23 protein-coding genes and 3 tRNA genes are annotated in these 25,174 nt (G+C 59.7%); 7 read left to right on the top strand and 19 right to left on the bottom strand.

Going from position 1 to position 25,174, the window contains the following annotated elements; genetic code table 11:
- Positions 1 to 20: 20 nt before the first annotated feature.
- The 13 genes from HWX34_RS03785 to fdnG all read right to left on the bottom strand — a co-directional run bounded on the left by HWX34_RS03785 (position 21) and on the right by fdnG (position 14,108).
- The gene (locus HWX34_RS03785) at positions 21 to 1,232 is read right to left on the bottom strand and encodes an EAL domain-containing protein (protein ID WP_178971059.1); all 1,212 of its coding nucleotides are present in this window, start codon (positions 1,230 to 1,232) and stop codon (positions 21 to 23) included.
- A 14-nt stretch (positions 1,233 to 1,246) separates the two neighbouring features.
- Positions 1,247 to 2,308 carry a chemotaxis response regulator protein-glutamate methylesterase gene (locus HWX34_RS03780; RefSeq protein WP_178971058.1) on the bottom strand — a complete coding sequence of 354 codons (1,062 nt, stop codon included), beginning with the start codon at positions 2,306 to 2,308 and terminating at the stop codon, positions 1,247 to 1,249.
- On the bottom strand, positions 2,305 to 2,820 hold the full coding sequence (locus HWX34_RS03775) for a chemotaxis protein CheD (protein WP_178971057.1): 516 nt from the start codon (positions 2,818 to 2,820) through the stop codon (positions 2,305 to 2,307). The genes HWX34_RS03780 and HWX34_RS03775 overlap by 4 nt, the downstream gene beginning before the upstream one ends.
- Before the next feature lie 68 nt (positions 2,821 to 2,888).
- Positions 2,889 to 3,407 carry a chemotaxis protein CheW gene (locus HWX34_RS03770; protein ID WP_178971056.1) on the bottom strand — a complete coding sequence of 173 codons (519 nt, stop codon included), beginning with the start codon at positions 3,405 to 3,407 and terminating at the stop codon, positions 2,889 to 2,891.
- A complete protein-coding gene (locus tag HWX34_RS03765; protein ID WP_178971055.1) occupies positions 3,400 to 3,927 on the bottom strand; it encodes a chemotaxis protein CheW in 528 nt (175 codons plus the stop codon). Before HWX34_RS03765 ends, HWX34_RS03770 begins: the two co-directional genes overlap by 8 nt.
- 58 nt (positions 3,928 to 3,985) lie before the next feature.
- Entirely contained in the window at positions 3,986 to 5,584 is a 1,599-nt protein-coding gene (locus tag HWX34_RS03760) for a methyl-accepting chemotaxis protein (protein ID WP_178971054.1), read from the bottom strand.
- Complete coding sequence (locus tag HWX34_RS03755; RefSeq protein ID WP_178971053.1) at positions 5,581 to 7,719, bottom strand: chemotaxis protein CheA; 2,139 nt, start codon at positions 7,717 to 7,719, stop codon at positions 5,581 to 5,583. The genes HWX34_RS03760 and HWX34_RS03755 overlap by 4 nt, the downstream gene beginning before the upstream one ends.
- Positions 7,706 to 7,996: a lipid asymmetry maintenance protein MlaB gene (locus HWX34_RS03750; protein WP_178971052.1), complete on the bottom strand. Its 291-nt coding sequence runs from the start codon at positions 7,994 to 7,996 to the stop codon at positions 7,706 to 7,708. The genes HWX34_RS03755 and HWX34_RS03750 overlap by 14 nt, the downstream gene beginning before the upstream one ends.
- 9 nt (positions 7,997 to 8,005) lie before the next feature.
- The gene (locus HWX34_RS03745; RefSeq protein WP_178971051.1) at positions 8,006 to 8,374 is read right to left on the bottom strand and encodes a response regulator; all 369 of its coding nucleotides are present in this window, start codon (positions 8,372 to 8,374) and stop codon (positions 8,006 to 8,008) included.
- Between the two features lie 240 nt (positions 8,375 to 8,614).
- Positions 8,615 to 9,544 carry a formate dehydrogenase accessory protein FdhE gene (gene fdhE, locus HWX34_RS03740; RefSeq protein ID WP_178971050.1) on the bottom strand — a complete coding sequence of 310 codons (930 nt, stop codon included), beginning with the start codon at positions 9,542 to 9,544 and terminating at the stop codon, positions 8,615 to 8,617.
- Positions 9,541 to 10,170, bottom strand: coding sequence for a formate dehydrogenase subunit gamma (locus HWX34_RS03735; RefSeq protein WP_178971049.1), 630 nt, complete (start codon positions 10,168 to 10,170; stop codon positions 9,541 to 9,543). Before HWX34_RS03735 ends, fdhE begins: the two co-directional genes overlap by 4 nt.
- Positions 10,167 to 11,042, bottom strand: a complete 876-nt coding sequence (gene fdxH / locus HWX34_RS03730) for a formate dehydrogenase subunit beta (protein WP_178971048.1) — start codon at positions 11,040 to 11,042, stop codon at positions 10,167 to 10,169. Before fdxH ends, HWX34_RS03735 begins: the two co-directional genes overlap by 4 nt.
- Before the next feature lie 9 nt (positions 11,043 to 11,051).
- Positions 11,052 to 14,108 carry a formate dehydrogenase-N subunit alpha gene (gene fdnG, locus HWX34_RS03725; RefSeq protein WP_178971047.1) on the bottom strand — a complete coding sequence of 1,019 codons (3,057 nt, stop codon included), beginning with the start codon at positions 14,106 to 14,108 and terminating at the stop codon, positions 11,052 to 11,054.
- A 194-nt stretch (positions 14,109 to 14,302) separates the two neighbouring features.
- Between fdnG and fdhD the strand changes: the two genes are divergently transcribed.
- The 5 genes from fdhD to HWX34_RS03700 all read left to right on the top strand — a co-directional run bounded on the left by fdhD (position 14,303) and on the right by HWX34_RS03700 (position 16,866).
- Entirely contained in the window at positions 14,303 to 15,127 is an 825-nt protein-coding gene (gene fdhD / locus HWX34_RS03720) for a formate dehydrogenase accessory sulfurtransferase FdhD (RefSeq protein WP_178971046.1), read from the top strand.
- Positions 15,128 to 15,326: 199 nt separating this feature from the next.
- Positions 15,327 to 16,553 (top strand): aspartate kinase, encoded by a 1,227-nt coding sequence (locus tag HWX34_RS03715; protein ID WP_178971045.1) that lies wholly within the window; start codon positions 15,327 to 15,329, stop codon positions 16,551 to 16,553.
- Between the two features lie 59 nt (positions 16,554 to 16,612).
- A tRNA-Ser gene (locus HWX34_RS03710) sits at positions 16,613 to 16,706 on the top strand.
- 6 nt (positions 16,707 to 16,712) lie between these two features.
- Positions 16,713 to 16,789, top strand: a tRNA-Arg gene (locus HWX34_RS03705).
- 2 nt (positions 16,790 to 16,791) lie between these two features.
- A tRNA-Glu gene (locus HWX34_RS03700) sits at positions 16,792 to 16,866 on the top strand.
- 140 nt (positions 16,867 to 17,006) lie between these two features.
- On the opposite strand, the gene HWX34_RS03695 is transcribed toward HWX34_RS03700, so the two are convergent.
- The gene (locus tag HWX34_RS03695; RefSeq protein ID WP_178971044.1) at positions 17,007 to 18,221 is read right to left on the bottom strand and encodes a DUF1615 domain-containing protein; all 1,215 of its coding nucleotides are present in this window, start codon (positions 18,219 to 18,221) and stop codon (positions 17,007 to 17,009) included.
- A 154-nt stretch (positions 18,222 to 18,375) separates the two neighbouring features.
- On the opposite strand from HWX34_RS03695, the gene HWX34_RS03690 reads away from it, so the two are divergent.
- A complete protein-coding gene (locus HWX34_RS03690; protein WP_178971043.1) occupies positions 18,376 to 19,299 on the top strand; it encodes a glyoxylate/hydroxypyruvate reductase A in 924 nt (307 codons plus the stop codon).
- Here the strand turns inward: HWX34_RS03690 and HWX34_RS03685 are convergent.
- Positions 19,293 to 19,961 carry a peptidoglycan DD-metalloendopeptidase family protein gene (locus HWX34_RS03685; RefSeq protein WP_178971042.1) on the bottom strand — a complete coding sequence of 223 codons (669 nt, stop codon included), beginning with the start codon at positions 19,959 to 19,961 and terminating at the stop codon, positions 19,293 to 19,295. The genes HWX34_RS03690 and HWX34_RS03685 overlap by 7 nt on opposite strands.
- Before the next feature lie 107 nt (positions 19,962 to 20,068).
- Between HWX34_RS03685 and HWX34_RS03680 the strand changes: the two genes are divergently transcribed.
- Positions 20,069 to 20,314 carry a CDGSH iron-sulfur domain-containing protein gene (locus HWX34_RS03680; protein WP_045845519.1) on the top strand — a complete coding sequence of 82 codons (246 nt, stop codon included), beginning with the start codon at positions 20,069 to 20,071 and terminating at the stop codon, positions 20,312 to 20,314.
- Between the two features lie 63 nt (positions 20,315 to 20,377).
- On the opposite strand, the gene ettA is transcribed toward HWX34_RS03680, so the two are convergent.
- The 4 genes from ettA to HWX34_RS03660 form a co-directional block, all read right to left on the bottom strand.
- Positions 20,378 to 22,045, bottom strand: coding sequence for an energy-dependent translational throttle protein EttA (gene ettA / locus HWX34_RS03675; RefSeq protein ID WP_062788067.1), 1,668 nt, complete (start codon positions 22,043 to 22,045; stop codon positions 20,378 to 20,380).
- Positions 22,046 to 22,127: 82 nt separating this feature from the next.
- Entirely contained in the window at positions 22,128 to 22,613 is a 486-nt protein-coding gene (locus tag HWX34_RS03670) for a DUF456 domain-containing protein (protein WP_218645043.1), read from the bottom strand.
- Positions 22,614 to 22,700: 87 nt separating this feature from the next.
- Positions 22,701 to 24,758, bottom strand: a complete 2,058-nt coding sequence (ppk1, locus tag HWX34_RS03665; protein ID WP_178971040.1) for a polyphosphate kinase 1 — start codon at positions 24,756 to 24,758, stop codon at positions 22,701 to 22,703.
- A 68-nt stretch (positions 24,759 to 24,826) separates the two neighbouring features.
- Positions 24,827 to 25,099 (bottom strand): oxidative damage protection protein, encoded by a 273-nt coding sequence (locus tag HWX34_RS03660; RefSeq protein ID WP_045845523.1) that lies wholly within the window; start codon positions 25,097 to 25,099, stop codon positions 24,827 to 24,829.
- Positions 25,100 to 25,174: the final 75 nt, after the last annotated feature.

Below are 25,174 nucleotides of genomic sequence, written 5' to 3'. Positions count from 1 at the left end.
ACTGAGCGGCGCGGCGGCGTTCAGCCCGGTGTGCGTTGCGTCAGGTTCAGGCCGGGCTGATGTTGCTTGGCCCAGGGCAGCAGCTGGGCAGCGGCCATCGGGCGGGCAATGAAATAGCCTTGTCCCAACTGGCAGCCATGCTGCTGCATGATCTCCAGGTCCTGCTGGGTTTCGATGCCTTCGGCCACGGTGCATAACTGCATGCGGCTGCCCAGTTCGATGATGCTGTCGGTGATGGCCTGCAAATGCGGTTTGTCGGCAATGGCGGTTACCAGTGACTGGTCGATTTTCAGTTCGGTAAACGGAAAACGGGTCAGTTGCTGGAAGGTGGCAAAGCCGGTGCCAAAATCATCAATCGACAGGCCGATACCGGCCAGCCGCAGGCGGGCTGCAATGCCGATGGCGTCGGTCAGGCTGTCGGAGATGGCGGTTTCGGTAATTTCAAAGGTGATGTAACGCGTTGGCACCTTGCTGCGTTGCAAGCGTTTTTCCACCGCCTCGCTCAGACTGCTGCCATGCAAGGACCGGCCGGACAGATTGATCGACAAGGGCAGGCGCAAGCCTTGCCGCGCCCATTCCTGCCACTGCTGCAATCCCTGATCCAGCATGGACAGGGTCAGGTCGGTGTCCCAGTCGTGCTGTTCGATGACCGGAATGAAGCTCGCAGGCGGAATCAGCCCGCATTCCGGATGCTGCCAGCGGGCCAGCATTTCTGCGCCCTTGATGTGCCCGGTTTTCAAGTCAATCTTGGGCTGGTAGTAGGGAATGATCTGCCCCAGATCCAGTGCCTCGCGCACGCGGGCTGCTTCGTATAGCGGGCAGGCTTCACGGTTTTTCCCGGCTTGCGGGCACAGGCGTTGCAGCAGGTCTTGCAGCTGGTTTTTGTTCAAGGGCTTTTTCAGCCCACCCAGCACGGGCAGGCCCAAACCGGCACCCATCAGTTCCAGGGTAGAAATCAGCATGTAATCCTTGCCGGACGTCAGAATGATGTGCGGTGTCAGCTTTTCTGCCGCCAACTGCTGCATGACCTGTACGCCATCCATGCGCGGCATTTCCAGGTCCAGCAGCAGCAAGTCCGGCACGCACTGGCGCATCATGGCCATGCCTTCTTCACCGTTGCCCGCATGGCGCACGCTGCTAAAACCCAGTTGCTGGCAGATTTCGCTGGCCAGTTGTCGGTGCAAGTTGCTGTCTTCCACGATCAGGACATCTTGCATGTCGGCAGGCTGCATGCTTGGCGTCTCCTTCAGCGACATATGGCCTTGGCAATGTTGTCCAGCGGCATCACTTCGTCGGCAGCGCCCAGCTTGATGGCCTCCTTGGGCATGCCGAACACCACACAGCTGTCTTCGTCTTGGGCAATGGTTGTGGCTCCTGCATCATGCATCTCCTTGAGTCCACGCGCGCCATCATCGCCCATGCCGGTCATGATGATGCCCAGTGCGTTGCGCCCGGCAAATTTGGCGGCCGAGCGGAACAGTACATCGACCGATGGCTTGTGACGGCTGACCAGCGGCCCGTCTACCACTTCCACCTGGTAGTAGGCCCCGCTGCGCTTGATCATCATGTGCTTGCCGCCTGGGGCAATCAGCGCCCGCCCCGGGAGGATGCGATCGCCGGTGGCGGCTTCTTTCACTTCGATTTCTGATAGACGGTCCAGCCGTTCGGCAAACGATGCGGTGAATTTTTCCGGCATGTGCTGCACGATGGCAAGGCCAGGGCAGGTGCGCGGCAGTTTGGTGAGAATGGCTTCCAGTGCCTGGGTGCCGCCGGTGGAGGTGCCGATGGCGACAATGCGCTCGGTGGTCTGGAACATTTGCTGCCCGGTGGGAGCGGCCAGCACGGCATCGGCAGACAGTTTGGGGCGGGTTTCCAGCGGTGTGGGCGGCAGGGTACGCATGCGGCTCATGCGGGCATTGGCGGCAGCCTTGACGGCTTGTACCAGCAGATTGTTGCTGTCTTGCAAAAACTGCTTCACGCCGGCGTGGGGTTTGGCAATGACTTCGACCGCCCCCGCTGCCATGGCCTGCACGCTGATGTCGGCCCCTTTCTGGGTAAGCGAGGAGCAGATCACCACCGGGGTGGGGCGGCTGGCCATGATCTGCTTGAGAAAGGTGATGCCGTCCATGCGTGGCATTTCCACGTCCAGCACGATGACATCCGGCCAGCGCTGCTTCATTTTTTCCATGGCCATGATGGGGTCGGTGGCGACATCCATCACATTGATGCCGCTGCTGGCGGTAAAGATTTCGCTTAGCACCTGACGTACCACGGCGGAGTCGTCCACGATCATGACATTGATGCTCATGCTTTTTTCCTTGTTGTTGTCAGCGCTGGCAGCTCGCTTTCCTGGGACAGGCGAACCCGCACCTCGCCTGTTTGCACATCCAGAACCACCATGCGAGGACAACTGCCTCCCAGGTTTTCCGTTTGCACTTGCAAATCAAGTTGCCGTGCCATCTGGCGGGCCTGTTCGATGTTGTGCCCGGACACATCGTGCTGATGATCGCCATCGGGATACGCTAGTACCGATGCCCCACCCAGCAGGTGACAGTGGAATTCCCGCAGCGGCCTGCCGCAGTCCAGTACGGCGCGCAACAACAGCAGCATGGCTTCATCGCCGTAGCGGCCGGACAAGGTGTCACTTTGGCCATTGCGCCGGGCCAGCAGGTAATGGCACATCCCGCCCAGTTGCAGCTGTGGATGCCACAGCACAATGGCGACGCATGAACCCAGCAGGGTGCTGATGCGGACATGGCCTGCTGCAAATGCCCATTCTCCGGGGTGGAGGAAAATTTCCTTGTCAGCATTGTTCGGCATGATGTTCTGACCAGTGGCTATCTCACCCCGCCCGACATGGCGGGTTGCAACAAACTGCTTAACCCAATCTAGTTCACCGCACCGGTGATTGCCGCCTTTATCTGACAAAGACCCGGTTTTGCCAGGGCGATCATCTCTTCCAGTGACAGCACTTGTTCCATGTTCAACAGCAGAATGTGGCGCTCGCCCTGCATGACCATGCCGGAAATGAAGTCGGGCCGGATCGGGTTGCCAAATGGCGGTGGCGGCATGATGTTGGTCACGGGCAGGGTGATGACTTCATGTACCGCATCGACCAGCAGTCCCAGGACCTGTCCACGGCTGGCCGCGGTTTCCACAATGACAATGCAGCTGCGGCGCAGAACGCGACCTGCCCCATGGCCCAGCCGCTGGGCCAGGTCGATGACCGGTAGCACGCTGCCACGCAGATTCATCACCCCATGAATGAAGCCCGGCATTTGCGGGATAGTGGTCGGGCGCTGGTATTGCAGGATTTCGCGCACCTGCAGGATATTGCAGGCGAAGTATTGCGTGCCCAGCTGGAAGCACAGGTATTGGCTGTCGGGCGATGCAGGTGTTTCAGTCATCGTCAGCTCCGCAGGCGGGGTCGGTGCTGCTGGCGGTCAAATCCTGGGCCAGCCTGCCCAGGGTGTGATGGCTCAGCAGGTGGTTGGCATCCAGCAACAAGGTAAAGCCTGTGGTTTCGCGAATCATGCCGGCCAGCATGCCGGTGGACATCAAGGGTTCCAGGGGCGGTGCCGCTTCAATATCTTGACGCTGGATGTCTTCCACCATCAGTACTTCATCCACCAGCATGCCCAGCTCGCGGATCTGCAATGGCAGGGCCAGTTGCAGAATGATGATGCAGCTGCGGCGTTGCGGCACGGTGGCGGGCAAGCCCAGTCGCTGCGCCAGGTCGATGACCGGCACGGCGTTGCCGCGCAGGTTGAGCAAGCCGCATAGCGGCGCCGGCATGGTAGGGAAGGGTGTCAGCGGCTGGTATTCCAGCAGTTCGCATACCTGATGCAGCAAGATACCAAGTGTGGTGGCGGCACAGCGAAAGCGCAGACATTGCAGCATGGCCTCTGCCGGCGCATCGCTTTGCATGCCGTTTGTCGTGGCAGTCGGCTGTCGCCAATGGCGTGGGGCTCCCATATCGTCCGGCCTAGTAAGTATTAAAACCGGAGCCATCATCCATGTCCGGTGCAATGGACGGACGGACTGGATGCGCTGCGCGCTCCTCGCACTGGAAAAAACGCATCAGCTCCAGCAGATGCTCGGCCTGACTGCTCATTTGCTCGGCGGTGGAGGCCAGCTCTTCGCTGGCGGAGGCATTTTGCTGGGTAGTGCTGTTTTGTTGTTGTACGGCGCTGCTGATCTGGTTCACCGCCGTAGCCTGTTCGTTGGTGGCCGCTGCAATTTCCTGTACCAGATCGGCGGTGCGGCCGCTGGAGCGCACCATGCCATCCAGCAGCTTTCCTGCATCGTCGGCCAGTTCCACACTGTTGGCGGCAACCTGGCTGATTTCCTGGGCCGCCACCTGGCTGCGCTCTGCCAGTTTGCGCACTTCTCCGGCCACCACGGCAAAGCCGCGGCCGTGCTCTCCGGCACGGGCGGCCTCGATGGCGGCATTGAGTGCCAGCAAGTTGGTCTGGTAGGCAATGTCGTCGATGATGTTGATCCGCTTGGCAATCTGCCGCATGGCCGCCGTGGTCTGGCGTACGGCATCGCCACCTTGCCGGGCTTCGCGGGCAGCCTGTTCGGCCAGTCCTTCGGTCACCCGCGCATTGTCATTGCTATGGCTGATGGCGGCGGACATTTCTTCAATGGCTGCGGTGGTTTCCTCAATGCCCGCAGCCGATTCGCTGGCCGATTGCGCCAGCGATTCCGAGGTGGCATTCAGCTGCTGGGCGGCCGAGGCCAGGTTAGCGGCGCCATTTTTCACTTCCAGAATGATCGTGGTGAGGGTGTGAACCGTGCGGGCAATGGCATGCATCATGCTGTGCTGGTCTCCCTTGCGTAGCGGCAGCTGCACATCCAGCTTGCCGGCAGCCAGCTGTTGCATGATGTGGGCCACTTCCTGTGGTTCGCCACCCAGGGTACGGCGCAGGGCGCGTACGGTCAGCCAGGACAGTACACTACCCAGCACAATGGCAGCCACCGACAGCAGCAGCATGATGCGGTGGGCCTGCTGCATTTCCACTTCACTTTCCTGCCGGGCCTGTTCGTTCAGCCGCAGTTCGGTGTCGTACAGCTGCCGCAGCACTTCCATCAGCTGGCTCATGGCGGGTGTCACTTCCGCTTGCATGATGCGGGTGGCCGCTTCCTTTTCATTGATGGCTGCCTGCGCTTCGGATTTGTCCATCAGGTTGAAGGCGATTGGCCGGACTTTGGCCAGTTGGCTCAATAAGTCACGCTCTCGCTGGGTCAGCCCGGTTTCGGCCAGCATGTCGCGCTGGGTGAGCTGTTCGGTGTCCAGATAGCGCTGTTTTGCCTGATTGTATTGCTGGACTGCCATGTTGATGGCGTGCAGATCAGGGTAAATGATGATGTTGCGGTAGATCACCCGTAACTCTTGTGCCTGCTCGATCAGCGTGGAAACCCGAGCGGCATCCCGGTCGTTGATTCGCATGTTGGACAGCATGGCGCTGTTGCGGGCAAATCCGTTCAGGGCAACGAGCACACACAACACCAGCAACAGCAGAATGCTGCCAAACCCCAGACTCAACCGCGTGGTGACCCGCATGGATTGTGTTGATTTCATGTTGTTTTCCCCGCAGACAGAATGTTGGATGACGGATGGCCAGAGGCCGCGTGCTGATGGTGTGCGTATTCCAGACTGCGCGCGTGCTCGCTTAAGGCCAGCACGTCCAGAATGAGGGCCACTTCCCCGCTGCCCAGGATGGTGGAACCGCTGATGGCTTTCAGATGCTGGAACAGCGGGCTGAGCGGTTTGATGACGGTCTGGTATTCGCCATGCAGGGCGTCCACCAGCAAGCCGACCTTGTATTCGCCGGTCTGGATGATGACCACGTTCTGGCGCCGCCCCGGCTGGCCTTCCAGTCCCAGAAAACGACGCAGGCACAGCAGGGGCAGCATTTCGCCACGCAAGTTGATATAACCGGCAGCCGCGGCGGTTTGGCAGTCTTGCGGCAGGGCAATGCATTCGGCAATGCAGTCCAGCGGAACCACGAAGGTGGCCGCGCCTACCGTGACCAGAAAGCCGTCAATGATGGCCAGGGTCAGTGGCAAACGCAGGCGGAAGGTGCTGCCCAGGCCAACTTCGCTTTCCACTTCCACCGTGCCGCGCAGCTGGGCAATATTCTGCTTCACCACATCCAGCCCCACCCCGCGGCCGGACAGGTTGCTGATGGCGGCGGCGGTGGAAAAGCCGGGCTCGAAAATCAGGCGGTAGATGTCCTGTTCCGCCAGTTCCCGGTCGCTGGTAAGCAGGCCGCGTTGTCGTGCTTTTTCCAGGATGGTGTGCTGGTTCAGGCCCCGGCCATCATCGGCCACTTCAATCACCACGCTGCCGGATTCGTGATACGCATCCAGCCACAGGCGACCGGCTTCCGGCTTGCCTGCTGCACGGCGCTGCGCGGTGTCCTCGATGCCATGGTCGATGGCATTGCGTACCAGATGGGTCAGCGGGTCGGTCAGCTTGTCCACCATGGATTTGTCCAGTTCGGTATCCGCACCGCTGACAAACAGGCGGATGTCCTTGCCCAGCGCCTGGCTTACATCGTGCACTACCCGGCCAAAGCGGCTGAAACATTCTCCGATGGGCACCATGCGCATGCCCAGGGTCTGGCTGCGTATTTGTTCGATCAGTCCGGCCAGCACCGAGGTGGATTCCAGCAATGACGCATTGCCATGCTGTCTGGCCAGCAGGTGGCTGGCTGCACCGGCAATCACCAGCTCGCCCACCAGGTTGATCAGTTGGTCCAGCTTGGCCGCTTCCACCTTGATGAAGCGGCTTTCACTGTTTTTGCCGGTCTTTGGTGCGGCCGTTGCTGCGACGGTTGCCTGCGCTGCATCATCCGCCCCGGTTAAGGGCGGACTGGCTGTCGGGGGCTGCCACAGGCCCCATTGTTGCCAGATTTCACTGGCGGCCTGTTGTTCGGCGGCATCGCCGGCGGATAGCGCCTGTTGCAAGTGGCTGTCCAGTTGCTGGCGCGGGCTGATGATGAACTGGCTGTCTTCGCTGGCGAAGGCAAACACGCTTTCCAGCTGCGCCGCATCGACAGCACCACAAAATTGCACTTCCACCCGCAGGTAGTTGCGCTCCGGGTCAAACCGGTCCTCATCGCCTTCTGCTGCCAGTCCCGGGCAGCAGCTGGCAATGGCCTGGATTTCCCCCAGGGTGCCCAGATAGCGAATGAAGGACGCCGGGTCCATGCCGTTGCGCAGTACATCCGGCCCAAAGCGCAGCGACAGCAGCCATTCACTGCGGGGCTGCCCGGTTGGGGGCGGCTCCAGATGTTCGCCGCTTGCATACTGCAAGGTGTCACTGCCGTGCTGCATCACCGCAGCGATATCGGCCAGTATGCCGGCCTGTTCTTCCGCGGATGGCGGGATGCCGCCTTCCAGTGCCGCCAGCTGGGCCTTGACGTGGTCATGACTGCGTAGCAACAGGCCGTCCAGTTCGGCGTCCAGCTGCAAGCTGCCATCCCGCAGTTGGTCCAGCAGGTCTTCTACCTGATGGGTGAAGTAAACAATGTCCTCCAGCCCGAACAGCCCGGCCGAACCCTTGATGGTATGCATGGCCCGGAACAATGCACCCAGCTGCTCGGCGGTGATGTTGTCGGCTTCGGCATCCAGCAGGATGCCTTCCATTTCTTCCAATAGTTCGGCGGACTCTTGCAGAAAGGATAGCCGGGCCTGTTCAAGATCCATCATCGCTCTCCAGGCAGGCTTGCAATGCGTCAAGGCCCATCAGCCGGACAAAGCTGAGCACTGTCTGGCTGGGCTGGCTCAGTCGCAATCCGTGTTGCTGCCGTTGCTGGCGGGCTTGCAGCCATAACAGCACCTGAGCCGCAGCACAGTCCATTTCGCTGACCTGGGACAAGTCCAGTACCAGGTCGTCAGCGTCGCGGCTGGCTTCCAGTAGCTGTTGATGCAGGCTGGCTGCCTGATAGAGGGTCTGCTCTGCACCCAGCGTGATGCGCTTTTCCATGAGAGCCTGTTACCGCGTAGTGAGCCGGGCAATGGCGGCCAGCAGATAGGGTGGTTCGAAGGGTTTGAGTATCCAGGCACTGATGCCTTGTTGCTGGCCACGCAGTTGCATGTGACTGGCGTCCTGCGTGGTCAGCATGATGACCGGGGTGTGTGCATACAAGGAGTGCTGACGAATGTGCTCCAGCAAGCCCAGGCCATCGAGTACCGGCATGTTGAGATCGGACAGCACCAGGTCGATCTGACGGCCATCCAGCATATCCAGCGCTTGTTTGCCGTCGGCGGCTTGCAATACGGTATGGCCAGCGCCCTCCAGCGTCATCTTCACCACCAGGCGCAGGCTGAGCGAATCGTCGACGATCAGGATGGTTTTGCTCATGGCCTCCCTCTTACCCGGTTCAACAGCCGCTGTGCGTCAATGACTGTATGTGCGGCTTGTTCATTCATGCCTGCATGCCTGGCGGCCGTGCATGAATTTGTTATTTTTTCTTTCTAGTAGCTCGCCGGATTGAATGCAAACCGCAAAGCGGTCCGCAGTTGCAGGCGGCTGCCTTGCCGCAGCGGATGTACGGTCGGCCGCAGGCCAAAAAAAACCGGCCACACGGGCCGGTTGCAGCTGTCAGGCTGGGGTGCCGGGGAACAGCAGGGGGTTGAGCCCGCTGCGGGCAAAGCCCTGTTCCTCCAGTGCGGCATCCAGCGCCAGGCTGGCCAGGTCGTCGGCTACTGCTTCGGCCTGTTGGTCCTTGTCCAGCGACAGGATTTTCAGATAACTGCCGCAATCACCGCAGGATTCGCCGCGTACGGCATCATGCGCCTCCTGCAGCGACCAGTAGCCGATGTCGCGGGTGGCTTCGCAGTTGCTGCATTTGGCCCGCACCAGATGCCACTCGCTTTCGCACAGGCTGCAGTGCAGATAGCGCAGTCCGGCTGCATTGCCCTGATGCACGATGCTGGCCACTGGCGCGCTGGCGCATACCGGGCACAGGTGGCGCGCATCGCCCGCTTCAGCCACGGCAGCAATTTTCAGCTGGCTGGCCAACTGGCTGAAGTACACCGACAAGGCCGCCCAGATGAAGGGTGCTTGCGCACTATCTACCGCTGTCAGATCCCCCGACAACAGCTTCTGTGCTGCCGCTTCCAGCTGTGCCGGAGCGCTGTCGAGAAGTCCGTTCAGCACACCGGCCAGCACCGGGCTGGCAGCTTCTGCCAGCTCTGTGCACAGGGCTAACAGCAGCGGCTGCCACTGACTGTCACGTTGCCAGGCCATGGCCCCCAGGGGGGGCAGGCCGTGCTCGGCACAGTGCCGGAAGTAATCCTCCCGCACAGGCAGCAACACCGGCTGGCTGTGCACCAGCTGGTGTTGGGCCTCGGCAATGCGGCTGGCCAAATGCAGGTAGTCTGCCATCACATGCCCCGCTGCCAGCTGCTGCAGTCGTGTGGCACGCTGTCGATACAGCGTGCCTGGCTGCGGTAACAGCAGCGGGGTGATGTCCAGGCTGGCTGCCTGACGTTCGGCCAATTGCTCGGCCGGAACAATGCGTATGCTCATGGCTTGTGCTTGTCTCCTGTCATTTCACGATACCAGCGCGGATGGTGCTTCTTGGCCCAGGCATGGGTGACCACGCCTTCCACCATGGCACGGATGGTGCCACGCACCCAGATGGCCGCGTAGACATGCACCACGATGCCGGCAATCAGTGCCAGTGCCGCCCAGGCATGCAGCAGCAGGGCAATGCGCACTACATCTATGGGGAAGGAATAGGCAAAGTAGGGCCGCCAGATGACCACACCGGTGCAAATCAGTACCAGCAGACAGCCCGTCATCAGCCAGAACATGCCTTTCTGACCACCGTTGTACTTGCCGGTATCACCCACCTCATGCCCTGCCAGCACCGACTTCACCGATTTCATCCACTTGATGTCTTCCTGGTTGATGAAATTGTGCTGCCAGTAACGGAAGAATTGGCGGGCAAAGCCGACGAACATCAGCACCCCGACAAAGGGGTGGATGATGCGCGCCAGCTGCGGCGTGCCGAATACGCCGGTGAGCCAGAAGAAGGCCGGGTAGAAAAAGGCCAGGCCGGAGATGGCCAGCAACAGGAAACACACTGCCACGATCCAGTGGTTGATGCGTTCCGCCGCGCTGTAACGCTTGATCAGCTTTTCCTTGCTCATGCCTTGTCCTCCTCGTCGTCATCCTCGGCCTTGTTGGGGCCGACGCCGATGTAGTGGAAGAAGCCGAACAGCACCGAAGCGGCCAGACCAATGGTGGACAGCGGCTTGAGAATGCCCTTCCACAGGCTGACTACCGGGCTGATTTGCGGATCCTTCTTCAGCCCGTGGTACAGCTCGGGCTGGTCGGCATGGTGCAGCACATACATCACATGGGTGCCGCCTACGCCTTGCGGATCGTACAGACCGGCATTGGCATAGCCACGGGTTTTCAGCTCGTCCACCCGTTCCTGTGCGTATTCCTTCATGTCCTCCTTGCTGCCAAAGCGGATGGCACCGGTGGGGCAGGTTTTCACACAGGCCGGTTCCTGTCCCACGCTCACCCGGTCGGAACACAAGGTGCACTTGTAGGCCTTGTTGTCCTTCTGGTTGATGCGCGGCACATTGAAGGGACAGCCGGCAATGCAGTAGCCGCAGCCTATGCAGTGTTCGGACTGGAAGTCCACGATGCCGTTGGCGTACTGGATGATGGCACCGGGCGACGGGCAGGCTTTCAGGCAGCCGGGGTCGGCGCAGTGCATGCAGCCGTCCTTGCGGATCAGCCATTCCAGCTTGCCGTTCTGCTCGGTTTCGCTGTAACGCATCACCGTCCAGCTTTCGGCGGACAGGTCGGCCGGGTTGTCGTACACCCCGACATTGCTGCCCACCTCATCGCGCAGGTCATTCCACTCCGAACAGGCCACCTGACAGGCCTTGCAGCCTATGCAGGTGGACACGTCGATTAGCTTGGCCACTTCCGCCTTGTGCTCGCGCGCAATGGGCGGCTGGGTGGGGCTGGCAGAGCGGCGCAGGATATCTTGCGATTGCAGTGACATGGTCGCTCCTTAAGCTTTCTCAACGTTGACAAGGAAAGACTTGAACTCCGGCGTCTGGGTATTGGCATCCCCGACAAACGGCGTCAGCGTATTGGCAATAAAGCCTTTCTTGGCCAGCCCCTCAAAGCCCCAGTGAATCGGCACGCCGACATGGTGTACCAACTGGCCATTCACCCGCAGTGCCTTGATGCGCTTGGTCACCACCGCCTTGGCCTTGATATAGCCGCGCTTGGACGACACTTTCACCAAGTCGCCGTGGGCGATGCCTTTTTCCCTGGCCAGCTCTTCGCCGATTTCCACAAACTGTTCCGGCTGCATGATGGCGTTCAGCCGTGCATGCTTTGTCCAGTAGTGGAAGTGCTCGGTCAGGCGGTAGGTGGTGGCGGCATACGGGAACTGCTCGTGCTGACCCAGCTCGGCCTTGTCGTCTTTGAACAGCCGCGCGGCCGGGTTGGAGATGACCTTGGGATGTAGCGGGTTGGTGCCCAGCGGTGTCTCGAACGGCTCGTAATGCTCCGGGAACGGCCCTTCGGCCATCTTGTCCAGCGCAAACAAGCGTCCCAGTCCTTCCGGCTGCATGATGAACGGAGCCATGGCGCTGCCTGGCGGTTCGTCGGCCTTGAAGTCCGGCACATCCACACCCACCCACTTCTCGCCGTTCCACTTGATCAGCATGCGCTTCTTGTCCCATGGCGTGCCATCGGGCTTGCAGGAGGCGCGGTTGTACAGGATGCGGCGGTTGGCCGGCCATGCCCAGGCCCAGCCCAGCGTGTTGCCAAGGCCGGACGGGTCGCTGTTGTCGCGCCGTGCCATCTGGTTGCCCGCCTGGGTCCAGCTGCCGGCGAAAATCCAGCAACCGGACGCCGTACTGCCATCGGCCTGCAGCAGGGCAAAGCCGGGTAGCAGCTCGCCCTTTTTCGCCAGAAACTGACCGGGGTTTTTCGGGTCAGGCAAATCGGCCAGCGCCTTGCCATTCAGCTCCTTGGCCAACTCTTCCGGCTTGGGCTCGTGCGGGTCGCCATAAGCCCAGGACAGGCTGTTGATGGCATCCGGGAAGGCACCACCGTCCTTGGCATACATGGCTTTGAGCTTGAGGAAGATGCCAGCCAGGATTTGCGGGTCGGTCAGCGCTTCGCCAGGGCCTTCCGCACCCTTCCAGTGCCATTGCAGCCAGCGCCCGGAGTTGACGATGGAGCCGTCTTCCTCGGCAAAACAGGTGGTAGGCAGGCGGAACACTTCGGTGTGAATCTTGGCCGGATCGACATCGTTCTGCTCGCCATGGTTCTGCCAGAAGGTGGAGGTTTCCGTCACCAGCGGGTCCATGATCACCAGGAACTTGAGTCGCGACAGCGAGGCCACGATCTTGTTCTTGTTGGGGAAGGACGCCACCGGGTTGAAGCCCTGGCAGAAGTAGCCATTCACCTTGCCCTGGTGCATCAGCTCGAAGTACTGCAGCACGTCGTAGCCCTTGTCCCACTTGGGCAGCCAGTCATAACCCCAGTTGTTGTCTGCCGTGGCCTTGTCGCCCCACATGGACTTCATGAAAGAGATGAAGAACTTGGGGTAGTTCTGCCAGTAGTTCATCTGGCCGTCTGCCAGCGGCTTGCTGGTGTACTTGGCCAGATAGCTGTCCAGCGTCGGCTCTTTTTCTGACGGCATGGTCATGTAGCCCGGCAGGCTGGTGGACAGCAGGCCCAAGTCGGTCAGACCCTGGATGTTGGAGTGACCGCGCAGCGCATTGATGCCGCCTCCGGCCATGCCCATATTGCCCAGCAACAGCTGGATCATCGCCATGGTGCGGATGTTCTGCGCGCCGATGGAATGCTGGGTCCAGCCCAGTGCATACAGGAAGGAGGTGGTTTTGTCCGGTGCGCTGGTTTCCGCCAGATGCTCACAAATGGCCTGGAAGGCTTCCTTGGGTGTGCCGCAGATGTTGGCCACCACGTCGGCGGTATAGCGCGACACATGCTGTTTGAGCAGGTTGATCACACAACGCGGGTCACTCAACGTGTCGTCGCGTTTGGCCATGCCCTTCTCATCCAGCTGGTAGGCCCAGGTGGATTTGTCGTACTTGCGTTTCTCTGCGTCGTAGCCGCTGAACAGGCCATCCTCGAACTTGAAGTCTGGGTGTACCAGCAGTGCGGCATTGGTGTAGGCGAGCGTGTATTCCTTGTTGTACTTACCGGTTTCCAGCAAATAGCGGATCACGCCAGACAACAGGGTAATGTCCGTGCCGGTGCGGATGGGCGCGTAGAAGTCTGCCACCGAGGCAGTACGGGTAAAGCGCGGGTCGATGACCAGCAGCTTGGCCTTGTTGCGGGTCTTGGCCTCAATGGCCCAGCGGAAGCCAACCGGGTGTGCTTCGGCGGCATTGCCACCCATTACCACGATCAGATTGGCGTTCTTGATGTCGACCCAATGGTTTGTCATGGCACCGCGACCAAATGTTGGGGCAAGACTTGCCACCGTTGGTCCGTGTCATACACGCGCCTGATTGTCGACAGCCAGCATGCCCAGGCTGCGCGTGAATTTGTGGGTCAGCCAGCCAGCCTCGTTGCTGGAGGCGGAGGCCGCCAGAAAACCGGTGGACAGCCAGCGATTCACCGTCACGCCATCGGCGTTCTTTGCAGTGAAGTTGGTATCGCGGTCCTGCTTGATGTGCTTGGCAATGCGTGCAAACGCTTCATCCCAGCTGATGCGCTTCCATTCATTGCTGCCCGCTTCGCGCACTTCCGGGTGCTTCAGGCGGTTGGGGCTATGAATGAAGTCCACCAGGCCTGCGCCTTTGGGGCAGAGTGCCCCACGGTTCACCGGGTGATCCGGGTCGCCTTCGATATGGAAAATTTCGGACTTGGCGTTCTTGGCGCCATCGCCCAGGCCGTACATGAGAATGCCACAGCCTACCGAGCAGTAAGGACAGGTATTGCGCGTTTCACTGGCGCGCAGCAGCTTGTAGCTGCGCACATCTGCCATTGCCGTTGCCGGCAGCAGCCCCAGTGTTGCAATGGTGGAACCTGTCATACCCCCGGCACACAGTTTGAAAAACTGTCGCCGATTGACCTGCATGAAGGGACTCCTTGTTGAACAAGAAAGAAATGATGGGCTCCGGGATGTCATCCGGCCAGTCCCGCCCCATGGTACTCACGACAATAAGGACTGGCCTGACCCATCAGACGGTTGTAGCCTTAACGCATTATCGTCAGCAAAATGCTTAAGCTCAAATAGCCGATGTCAATTCAACTATTGAAAATCTCAATCAGATGAGCACAGAACCCGATTCGTCGTTTCCGCTGCATCAGCATGTCCAGCGTTGGCAATGGCGGGATGACAAGGCATTGCAGGCAAGTGAGGACGTATTGGCCTGCGAAGTGCCGGCGGCGCTGGTCTACAACGGGCTGGCGCATGTGGTGATGATGGTCAGCCCGCAGCAGCTGGAGCAGTTTGCCCGTGGTTTCACCCTGGCCGAAGGTATTGCCCGCACGGTGGCTGACATCTTCGACATCGAAGTGCGTGAAGCGGCCAGCGGGATTGAAATTCATGTCGAGCTGGCCAGCGCCTGCTTTGCCGCACTCAAGGAAAGGCGCCGTCAGCTGGCCGGGCGCACCGGCTGTGGCCTGTGTGGGGTGGAGCAACTGGCCGAAGTATTCCGCCCGCTGCCGGCCCTGCCGCACAGCGTGCGCCTGGCCTTGCCGGCATTGAATCAGGCGCTGGAAAGCCTGCCGGTACAACAGGTGTTGTCGCAGGCGACCGGCTGCGCGCATGCGGCAGCCTGGCTGACGCTGGATGGACAGTTATTGCAAGTGTGCGAGGACGTGGGGAGGCACGTGGCGCTGGACAAGCTGATTGGCTGCCGTGCGCTAGGCAACTGGGGCGCGGGTGTGGCGCTGGTGACCAGCCGTGCCAGTTATGAAATGGTGCAAAAGGCTGCCGCTGCCGGGATTGAAATCCTGGTGGCGGTGGCAGCCCCCACCGCGCTGGCCGTACAAATGGCCGAGCAATACGGGCTTACCTTGCTGGGTTTTGCCCGCCCAGGCCGGGTGAATGTGTACACCCACCCGCAGCGCCTGTTGACCGAAGCTGTCTGAGCGGCCACTGCCCATGGGCTGAGCTGGGAAGTGGTGCTCCGGCTGTATTCATTCCCAATAATCCTGCCAGGCAGAGGACTGCTTTTGTTGCATTGCGCAAAGGCGGATGGGCATTGTCGAACAATGGCCTTGCTTTTGTGGCAAGGATCGGGTCAGAATCGAAGTCCGACATATCAACCTTTCTATATAAGAAGCAAGCATGGCACTCATCGTACAAAAGTACGGCGGTACCTCGATGGGCTCTCCGGAGCGCATCAAGAACGTGGCCCGCCGTGTCGCCAAATGGAAAGCGCAGGGACATGATGTCGTGGTGGTGGTATCTGCCATGAGTGGCGAAACCAACCGACTGATTGCCCTTGCCAAAGAGATCCAGGCTTATCCGGACCCGCGCGAGCTGGACGTGATCATTTCCACCGGCGAGCAAGTCACCATCGGCCTGTTGGCCATGGCGCTGAAGGAAATCGGCGTTGACGCCAAGAGCTACTGTGGCTGGCAGGTTCGTGTCACCACGGACGACTCCCACACCAAAGCCCGTATTCAATCCATCGACGAAGCCGCCATGCGGACAGACCTCTCTGCCGGTTCGGTAGTGGTGGTGGCCGGCTTCCAGGGTGTGGATGAAAACGGCAACATCACCACGCTGGGCCGTGGTGGTTCCGATACTTCCGCTGTGGCACTGGCTGCCGCACTCAATGCGGATGAATGTCAGATCTACACCGACGTGGATGGTGTTTACACCACCGATCCGCGCGTGGTGCCGGAAGCCCGCCGTCTGAAGACCATTACCTTCGAGGAAATGCTGGAAATGGCTTCCTTGGGTTCCAAGGTATTGCAGATCCGTTCGGTAGAGTTCGCAGGGAAATACAAGGTACGTCTGCGTGTGCTGTCCAGCTTCGAGGATGAAGGGGAAGGCACGCTGATTACGTTCGAGGAAGATGAAAACATGGAAAAGGCCGTCGTTGCAGGCATCGCATTTGACCGTAATGAAGCACGCATCAATGTAAAGGGTGTACCGGACAAACCGGGCATTGCTTACCAGATTCTCGGTCCGATTGCCGATGCCAACATCGAAGTCGACATGATCATCCAGAACGTGGGCGAAAACGGTACTACCGATTTCTCCTTCACTGTGCCGCGTGGCGAGTTCCACCGTGCCATGGAAATTCTGCGTGAAGTACAAACCCACATTGGTGCTGCCAAGATCGACGCGGACGAGAAAGTCGCCAAGATCTCCATCGTTGGCGTGGGCATGCGTTCGCACTGTGGCGTGGCTTCCACCATGTTCCGCACCCTGGCCGAAGAAGGCATCAACATCCAGATGATCTCCACTTCCGAAATCAAGGTATCGGTTCTGGTTGACGAGAAATACCTGGAGCTGGGTGTGCGCGTGTTGCACAAGGTATTCGGCCTGGATCAGCCGGCGTAATTTTTTACGCAAATGCTTGACAGAGGGCGCTGCCTTGCTTAATATGGCGCTCTCTGAACGGAGAAATGGCCGAGTGGTCGAAGGCACTTCCCTGCTAAGGAAGCATACGGGCTTAAACCTGTATCGAGGGTTCGAATCCCTCTTTCTCCGCCAGAATCTGCACCCGTAGCTCAGTTGGATAGAGTATTTGGCTACGAACCAAAGGGTCGGGCGTTCGAATCGCTCCGGGTGCACCAAAGTCCCTATAGTTTAGCGGTTAGAACACCGCCCTTTCACGGCGGTAGCCGGGGTTCGATTCCCCGTGGGGACGCCAGGATTCAAGAAAAAGCCCAGTCGCAAGACTGGGCTTTTTCGTTTTTGCATTTCTTCCCGCCAAGTGTTCAGTTGCCGTCGGCAAATGCACAGTGCCACAGGCAAGCGCCCCGGAAGGCCTTACCTGCAGCACTCACTCCGCTACTGTCTGGCCATGCAGGCCTGATAGCGTGTACTCACCTTGTCGGCAAACCATTGTGTCGTCAGCTTGCGCGAAATTTTCGGGCTGTGCAGGTCGATCTGCGGCATGCGTTCGCGTGGTACTGGCTTGCCCGCCTGACGGTCTGCCAGGGCAAACACTTTGCGATACAGCTCGCTTTGCGCCAAGGCGCTGTTTTTTTCTTGCTGCAAGTCTCTTTCAATCTCGCTTTGGCTCATGTCCAGGCGGCTGCGCAAGCCAAGCAGGGCTTGATAGGTGCTGCCGCTGGCCTGCTTGCCGGTATAGCTGAGCAAATCACCATCCAGAGCCAGCTTGCGGCCGGTCAATTGACTGACGGCCGCCTGCAGGGCCGCATTGCGGCTGCTATAGCGCCCGGCATTGAAGTCGGCAAAACGGTAGCGCATGTCCTGATACGGGGCAGGGTATTGCAGCAGGATGGCACTGCCGAAATAAATACCGCCACGGCGAGTGAATACATCGTTGCGGATGCTATTGCCAGTCTGGTAGGGATAGGGCCAGATTTTGACATGCGCTTCGGCAAACTCCACGCTGACCTGCATCGGGCCGCCGGTGCGAATGGGGTTTTTCATGTTCATGGGCAAGCCCAGCTTGCTGGCTTCCGCTGCCATGTCTTCAAACAGCAGGTTCATCTCGCGCTCGGTACGCAAGCTGTCGATACGTGCCTTATAGCTTTTGCCGTTGGGTGAGGTCTTGAGCAGTGCCGCCTTCACCACTGGCAGCGGTACCAGGTATTTGTTGGCGCGTTCGCCAATTTTTTCCCAGACAATGCTTGGCAGATTGGGGACTGTCGGGTCTGCCTGCCAGCTGGATTCTTGTTCGATGACTGCGGCAACTGCGCAGAAATTGTCTGCCCGGTACGGAATTTTCAATGCAGTAAAAGCAGCAACGATATCGTGGTTCCAGCCTTGGCGATCGCTGATGCGTGGTGGCAGCAAGCGGTCCAGCAAGGCCCGGCCTTGTGCTTCATTCAGCACCGGTTTGCTGGTGCTTGCAGGTGCCAAAGGCGGCGGAGGAACCGTTACGAGCGGCGGTGGTGCAATTGGCGTGGCAGGAGTGGGGTTGCTGACTGCCGGGGTGGCTGCCGGTGCCGTTGGGGTGTTGACTGGTGGTGCAACGGTGCTGCTGCATGCACTCAGGCAAGCCAGCAACAGATAGAGCGGAAGATGGCGACGCATGCGCTTTGTTATTCCAGAATCGCAAGACGTGATCTTGGCGCATTGTGCGGTTTGGGGCAATCGGAGATAAAACGGGATGGGACTGCCCATGCTGAGCGGCCTTATCTACAATGCATGATTAAAACCAGTGAGCTGGTCATATCGGGAGATGTCAATGTTATACCTCTATGCCCCGCAGGACATGGTGCGCTATCAGCATGCTTTGCAACAGGCGCTGCCGCAGCATAAGGTGCAGTGCTGGCCGGAGGAGGTGGCTGTCGGTCAAGTTGACTATGCGGTGGTGTGGAATCCACCAGCCGGTTTCTTCAATGGCATGGTGAATCTGCAGGCCGTGTTTGTACTGGGGGCCGGTGTCGATCGCATCCTGAAACGAGATGACTTGCCCTCTACCGTGCCGATTGTGCGGTTGACCGACGCTGGCATGGCGCAGCAAATGCTGGAGTACGTGCTGTACGGCGTGCTGCATGTACAGCGGCAGATGGGGCAATACCGCCGTCAGCAGACATTGCGGCAGTGGCAAGCGCTGACTGCGCTATCGGCGGGACAAACGCGCATTGGTGTGCTTGGCCTGGGCGAGATTGGTGGCTGGGTGGCGCAGTCCCTGGCTGCCATGGGCTATGCGGTGGCTGGCTGGAGCCGTACTGGTCGGCAATTGCCGGGCGTGCAGGACTATATTGGCGAAGCTGCGCTACCCGACTTGCTGGCGCGTAGCGATATTCTGGTGAATCTGTTGCCTGCCACGCCGCAGACCCGTGGCTTGCTGAATGCCTATTTGTTGTCGCGCCTGCCATCTGGTGCGGCCCTGATCAATGCCGGTCGTGGCGAGCAAGTGGACGAAGCGGCCCTGCTGGGCTTGCTCGATAGCGGCCATCTGCGTTTTGCCATGCTGGACGTGTTCGAAGTGGAGCCGCTGGAAACCGTGCATCCCTTGTGGAGTCATCCTTCGGTGCTGCTGACTCCGCATATTGCTGCCATGACGCAGGTACAGCCGGCTGTCGCACAAATTTCTGCCAACTTGCAGGCCATCAAGCAGGGACAGTTGCCACATGGCCTGGTAGAGCGCGAGCGGGGCTATTGAGCGGGGAGTGCGCTTAGCGGGTCGATGGCCTGCCCCTGGCGGCGCAACTCGAAATGCAGCATGTCGCGATTGCTCCCCGTATGCCCAACGGTGGCAATCTGCTGGCCAGCCTGTACGGTTTGGCCTTCTTTCACCAGCAAGGTCTGGTTGTGGGCATAGGCGGTCAGGTAATCATTACCATGCTTGATGATGAGCAGGTTGCCATAGGCGCGTATGCCCTTGCCGGCATAGGCTACCGTACCGCTGGCTGCGGCGCGTACCGGGTCGCCCGCCTTGCCGGCAATGTCTATGCCCTTGTTGCTGTTGCCGTTGAACTTGCCAAGCAAGGCTCCACGAATGGGCCATTGCAGGCTGATGCCAGGTGGAGCCGGGCGAGTGGCAGGGGGTGGTGTGGTTTTGACCGTGGTAGCAGGAGTAGTGGTCTTGGCCGGAGCGGTGCTTGCCGGGCTGACGCGCAACAACTGTCCTGCAGTGATGCTGGACGGGTCTGCCAGCTTGTTCCACGCCACCAGCGTGTTCACGCTTTGGTGATGGTTGAGCGCAATGCGGTATAAGGTATCCCCGGCACGGACGCGGTAATACCCGGCAGGGGCTGGCGAGGTGTCGGGCAGGGTGCTGCAGGCTGCCAGCAACAGGAAGGACAGGCAAACGAAATAGCGCATGACCGGTATTTTAACATTTCCCTGACGTCCTGCATGACACGGGCTGGCGCAGCGGGCAGCGGTCTTCTAAGCTGAAAGCCCGGGTGTGGTTCTGCAAGGAGTGTCGCATGGCTGATCAACCGTTTTCACCGCAGAGTTTTCCCTATGCAGTCGAAGTGGAGGCCGGCAAGCATTATTGGTGGTGTGCTTGCGGGCAGAGCGAAAAGCAGCCGTTTTGCGATGGCAGTCATGCCGGCTCCTGTTTCAGTCCGGTCGAGTATGTGGCGGACAAGAGTGGCCTGGTCTACTTCTGTGGCTGCAAGCTGAGCGAGGGCCAGCCCCTGTGTGATGGTTCGCACAGCCAGCTGTCCTGAGTTATTGGTGTATTTGAATGACAAAACCCCCGCAAGCGGGGGTTTTGTCGTGCGGCAGGCAGATCAGCGGGTGATCGGCTTGTAGCGGATACGCTTGGGCTTGGCACCTTCTTCGCCCAGACGTTTCTTTTTGTCGGCTTCGTATTCCTGATAGTTGCCGTCAAAGAAGGTCCACTGCGATTCGCCTTCCGCCGCCAGGATGTGGGTGGCGATACGGTCGAGGAACCAGCGGTCGTGGGAAATCACGAACACGGTACCGGCGAATTCCAGCAGCGCATCTTCCAGCGCACGCAGGGTTTCCACGTCCAGATCGTTGGACGGTTCGTCCAGCAGCAACACGTTGCCACCCTTGAGCAGGGTCTTGGCCAGATGCAGACGGCCACGTTCACCACCGGACAGCATGCCTACCTTCTTCTGCTGGTCCGCACCCTTGAAGTTGAAGCGGCCCAGATAAGCACGGCTGGACATTTCAAAGCGGCCTACAGTCAAGAGATCGGCACCGCCGGATACATCGTCAAATACGGTCTTGTCATCTTCCAGGCCTTCACGGCTCTGTTCGACAAAGGCCATTTGCACGGTCTGGCCGATTTTCACGGTACCCGAGTCCGGCTGCTCCTTGCCGGCAATCATCTTGAACAGCGTGGATTTACCGGCACCGTTGGGGCCGATGATGCCGACGATGGCACCGGCCGGTGCCTTGAACGACAGATTATCGATCAGCAGGCGGTCGCCAAAGCCCTTGGATACGCCGTCGAATTCGATCACTTCATTACCCAGGCGCTCGGCCACCGGTATGAAGATTTCCTGGGTTTCGTTGCGCTTTTGGGTTTCGTAGCTGGAAAGTTCTTCAAAGCGGGCGATACGCGCCTTGGACTTGGCCTGACGGCCCTTGGGGTTCTGGCGCACCCATTCCAGCTCCTGTTTCATCGCCTTCATGCGGGCGCCTTCGCTCTTGGCTTCCTTCTCCAGGCGCTCTTCCTTCTGCTCCAGCCAGCTGGAATAGTTGCCCTTCCACGGAATGCCTTCGCCACGGTCCAGTTCCAGAATCCACTCGGCGGCGTTGTCGAGGAAGTAGCGATCGTGGGTGACGGCCACCACGGTGCCGGGGAAGCGCACCAGGAATTGTTCCAGCCACTCTACCGATTCGGCATCCAGATGGTTGGTGGGTTCGTCCAGCAGCAGCATGTCCGGCTTGGATAGCAGCAGCTTGCACAGTGCCACGCGGCGTTTTTCACCGCCGGACAGCGGGCCGATTTTTGCATCCCACGGCGGCAAGCGCAGCGCGTCGGCGGCCAGTTCCAGTTGCAGCTGGACATTGTCGCCGGCACCGGCGGAAATGATGGCTTCCAGCTTGGCCTGTTCTTCGGCCAGAGCGTCGAAGTCGGCATCCGGGTCGGCATAGGCGGCATACACTTCTTCCAGTCGCTTTTGCGCACCCATCACGTCGCCCATGCCGCTTTCTACTTCTTCGCGTACGGTCTTCTCCGGGTCCAGCTGCGGCTCCTGCGGCAGATAGCCGATTTTCACCCCAGGCAGATGCTGTACTTCACCGTCGTATTCCTTATCCACATTGGCCATGATGCGCAGCACGGTGGATTTGCCGGAACCGTTCAGGCCCAACAGGCCGATCTTGGCACCGGGGAAGAAGGACAGCGAGATATCCTTGATGATCTGGCGCTTGGGCGGCACCACTTTGCTCACGCGGAGCATGGACATTACGTATTGAGCCATGAGGGACCCTGCTGAAGATAATCGTTAAGCGGTAGATTCTACCAAAAGCGGGCCTGCCGTGCTGCGCTGCCAGTGCTGGCTCTTACCAGAGCCAGGCGAACAGAGCCGTAGCCAGCATGGCAAAGGCGCAGCCAATCTTGGCAACCGTGCCAACCAGGAAACCGGCCAGGGTGCCCAGGCCGACACGGCCAGCCTGCCAGGCATCGCGCCGGGCCAACAGCTCGCCGATGGCGGCACCAAGCAGCGGCCCCAGAATGACACCGACCAGTCCCAGCGGCAGGCCAGCGAGGCTGCCGATGAAGGCCCCCCACAAAGCCTGTTTGCTGGCACCGGTCAGTTTGGCCCCCAGCAAACCGGCGACAAAATCTATAGTCAGGCCCAGAACGGTCAGCACAGTCATGATCAGTAATGCTGTGCTGCCCAGATGGGCGAAACCATCGACCCAGCCCAGCAGCAAAAAGCCGCCCAGCATCAGCGGCAGGCCGGGCAGGGCGGGGAACAAGGTGCCCGCCATACCCAGGACGATCAGCAGGGCTGCAAGCAGGGTGAACAGGATTTCCACAGACATTCCTTCATAAGGTGGCTGCCATAAGAAAACGGCCGGTGGGTGGAAGTTCCACCGACCGGCCGCGGGCATGTAGACAAGCAATGCCTGTCAGCGTGCGTATTCTTCCAGCAGCATGTTCTGGGCACAGCGCTCCTTGCCACGGCTGGGGCGGCGTTTGTAGCTACCGTCCGGCTGCATGTCCCAGGCGTTGACATTATCTTCCAGATAGAGTCGCAGTGCTTCCTTGATCACCCGGCGTTTGACCTTGGGATCCAGAATCGGCACGCAGGTTTCGATACGGCGGAACAGGTTGCGGCCCATCCAGTCAGCACTGGCGATATACAGGTTTTCCTGCTTGTCGTTGTAGAAGTAATACACGCGCGGATGCTCCAGGAAGCGGCCTACCACCGAGCGTACGGTGATGTTGTCCGACAGACCCGGTACGCCGGGGCGCAGCGCGCAGACGCCACGCACGATCAACTGGATTTTCACCCCGGCCTGGCTGGCGCGGTACAGCGCGTGAATGACTTGTGGTTCCAGCAGCGCGTTCATCTTGGCGATGATTTGTGCCGGGCGGCCTTGCTGGGCGTGCTCGATTTCACGCTCGATGGAGTCGATCAGCAAGCTGTGCAGGGTGAACGGGCTTTGGTGCAACTGCTTGAGCTGGCTGGCGCGGCCCAGACCAGTGAGCTGCACGAAGATGTCATTCACATCACTGGCGATTTCTTCGTTGCAGGTGAGCAGGCCAAGGTCGGTATAGAAACGGGCGGTGCGCGGGTGATAGTTGCCGGTGCCCAGATGCACGTAGCGGCGCAGGCGCTTGTCCTCGCGACGAATCACCATCAGCATCTTGGCGTGCACCTTGTAGCCGAACACGCCATATACCACGTGGGCACCGGCGTCTTCCAGATGGCTGGCCCAGCTGATATTGGCTTCTTCGTCAAAGCGCGCCATCAGTTCCAGTACCACCGTCACCTGCTTGCCGGCGCGGGCAGCGGCAATCAGCGATTCCATCAGCACCGAGTCGGTGCCGGTACGGTATACCGTCATCTTGATGGCCACCACCTGCGGGTCGGTCGCGGCCAGGTTCAGCATGTCAATCACAGGCTGGAAGCTCTGGAAGGGGTGGTGCAGCAGGATGTCACCCTTGCGAATGGCGTCAAACAGCGGTGTTTTTTTGCTGAGTTGGTCGGGCAGTGACGGTACGAAGGGCGGGAATTTCAGGTCGGGACGGTCTACAAGGTCCGGCACCTGCATCAGACGTACCAGATTCACCGGGCCGTTGACGCGGTAGACATCCTGCTTTTTCAGGTTGAATTGCGTGAGCAGGAATTCCTCCATGTGCGGCGGGCAGGTATCGGCAATTTCCAGCCGTACCGCATCACCAAACTGGCGCTGGCTCAATTCACCTTGCAAGGCTGTACGCAGGTTTTTCAGGTCTTCGTCTTCCACGGTCAGTTCGCTGTCGCGGGTGACGCGGAACTGGTAGCAGCCCTTCACCGTCATGCCCAGGAACAGCTCGTGCACGTGCGAGTGCAGGATGGAAGACAGGAACACAAAGGTATGCGGGTGGCCGCTGCACACTTCCGGCGGTACCTTGATCACGCGTGGCAGAATGCGCGGGGCCTGCACGATGGCGATGTCGGACTGACGGCCAAAGGCATCGCGGCCTTCCAGTTCCACGGCAAAGTTGAGCGACTTGTTCAGCACCTTGGGGAAGGGGTGGGACGGGTCCAGCCCGATCGGGGTGAGGATGGGCATCAGCTCATTGCTGAAGAAATCGTGCACCCATTCCTGTTGCTGTTCGGTCCATTCGTTACGGCGCAGGAAGATGATGTCTTCTTCACGCAGCGCCGGGAACAGTACATCACTCATCACCGCATATTGCTGGCGTACCAGTTCGTGCGAGGCGGCAGACACCTTGGCCATGATCTGTGCCGGTGTCGAGCCATCGGCCAGGATACGGCTGGGTGTGAGCTGGGCGGTATCTTTCAGCCAGGCCATGCGGACTTCAAAAAACTCGTCCAGATTGGAGGAGACGATGCACAGGTATTTCAGGCGTTCGAGCAGCGGCAGGCTAGGGTCTTCAGCTTGCGCCAGTACTCTGCGGTTGAATTCGATCAGGCCCAGTTCACGGTTAAGCAGCAACTCGTGGCTTTGTGACATACGGTTTCGCGCCAATGGTGATGAGGTGTGGAGACAAAAAAGCCCTCGCGCAGGAGGGCTTGGAATAATTACTGCTGCGGTGGCGTATAGCCAGCCGGTGCATCCGCACCTTGACCGAAGAAGTAGGCGTCCAGCTGTGCAGCCAGATACTGACGGGCACGTGCATCAGCCAGGCTGAGACGGTTTTCGTTGATCAGCATGGTTTGATAACGCAGCCAGCCTTGCCAGGCTTCCTTGGAGACATTTTCATATACACGCTTGCCAAGCTCGCCCGGCAGGGGCGGAAAGTCCAGACCTTCGGCCTCGCGGCCCAGCTTGATGCAATTGACGTTTCTGGCCATTGCTCATCCTTGCAAAATTGAACTGAATATACTGCATTATTGTGTCACAACCATGACACCCTTCCAACCATGCCG

This window comes from Aquitalea sp. LB_tupeE, assembly GCF_013391415.1.
GTDB lineage: Bacteria > Pseudomonadota > Gammaproteobacteria > Burkholderiales > Chromobacteriaceae > Aquitalea.
The sequence above is the reverse complement of the archived record's forward strand: the minus strand, read 5'-3'. Positions and strand labels throughout refer to the sequence as shown.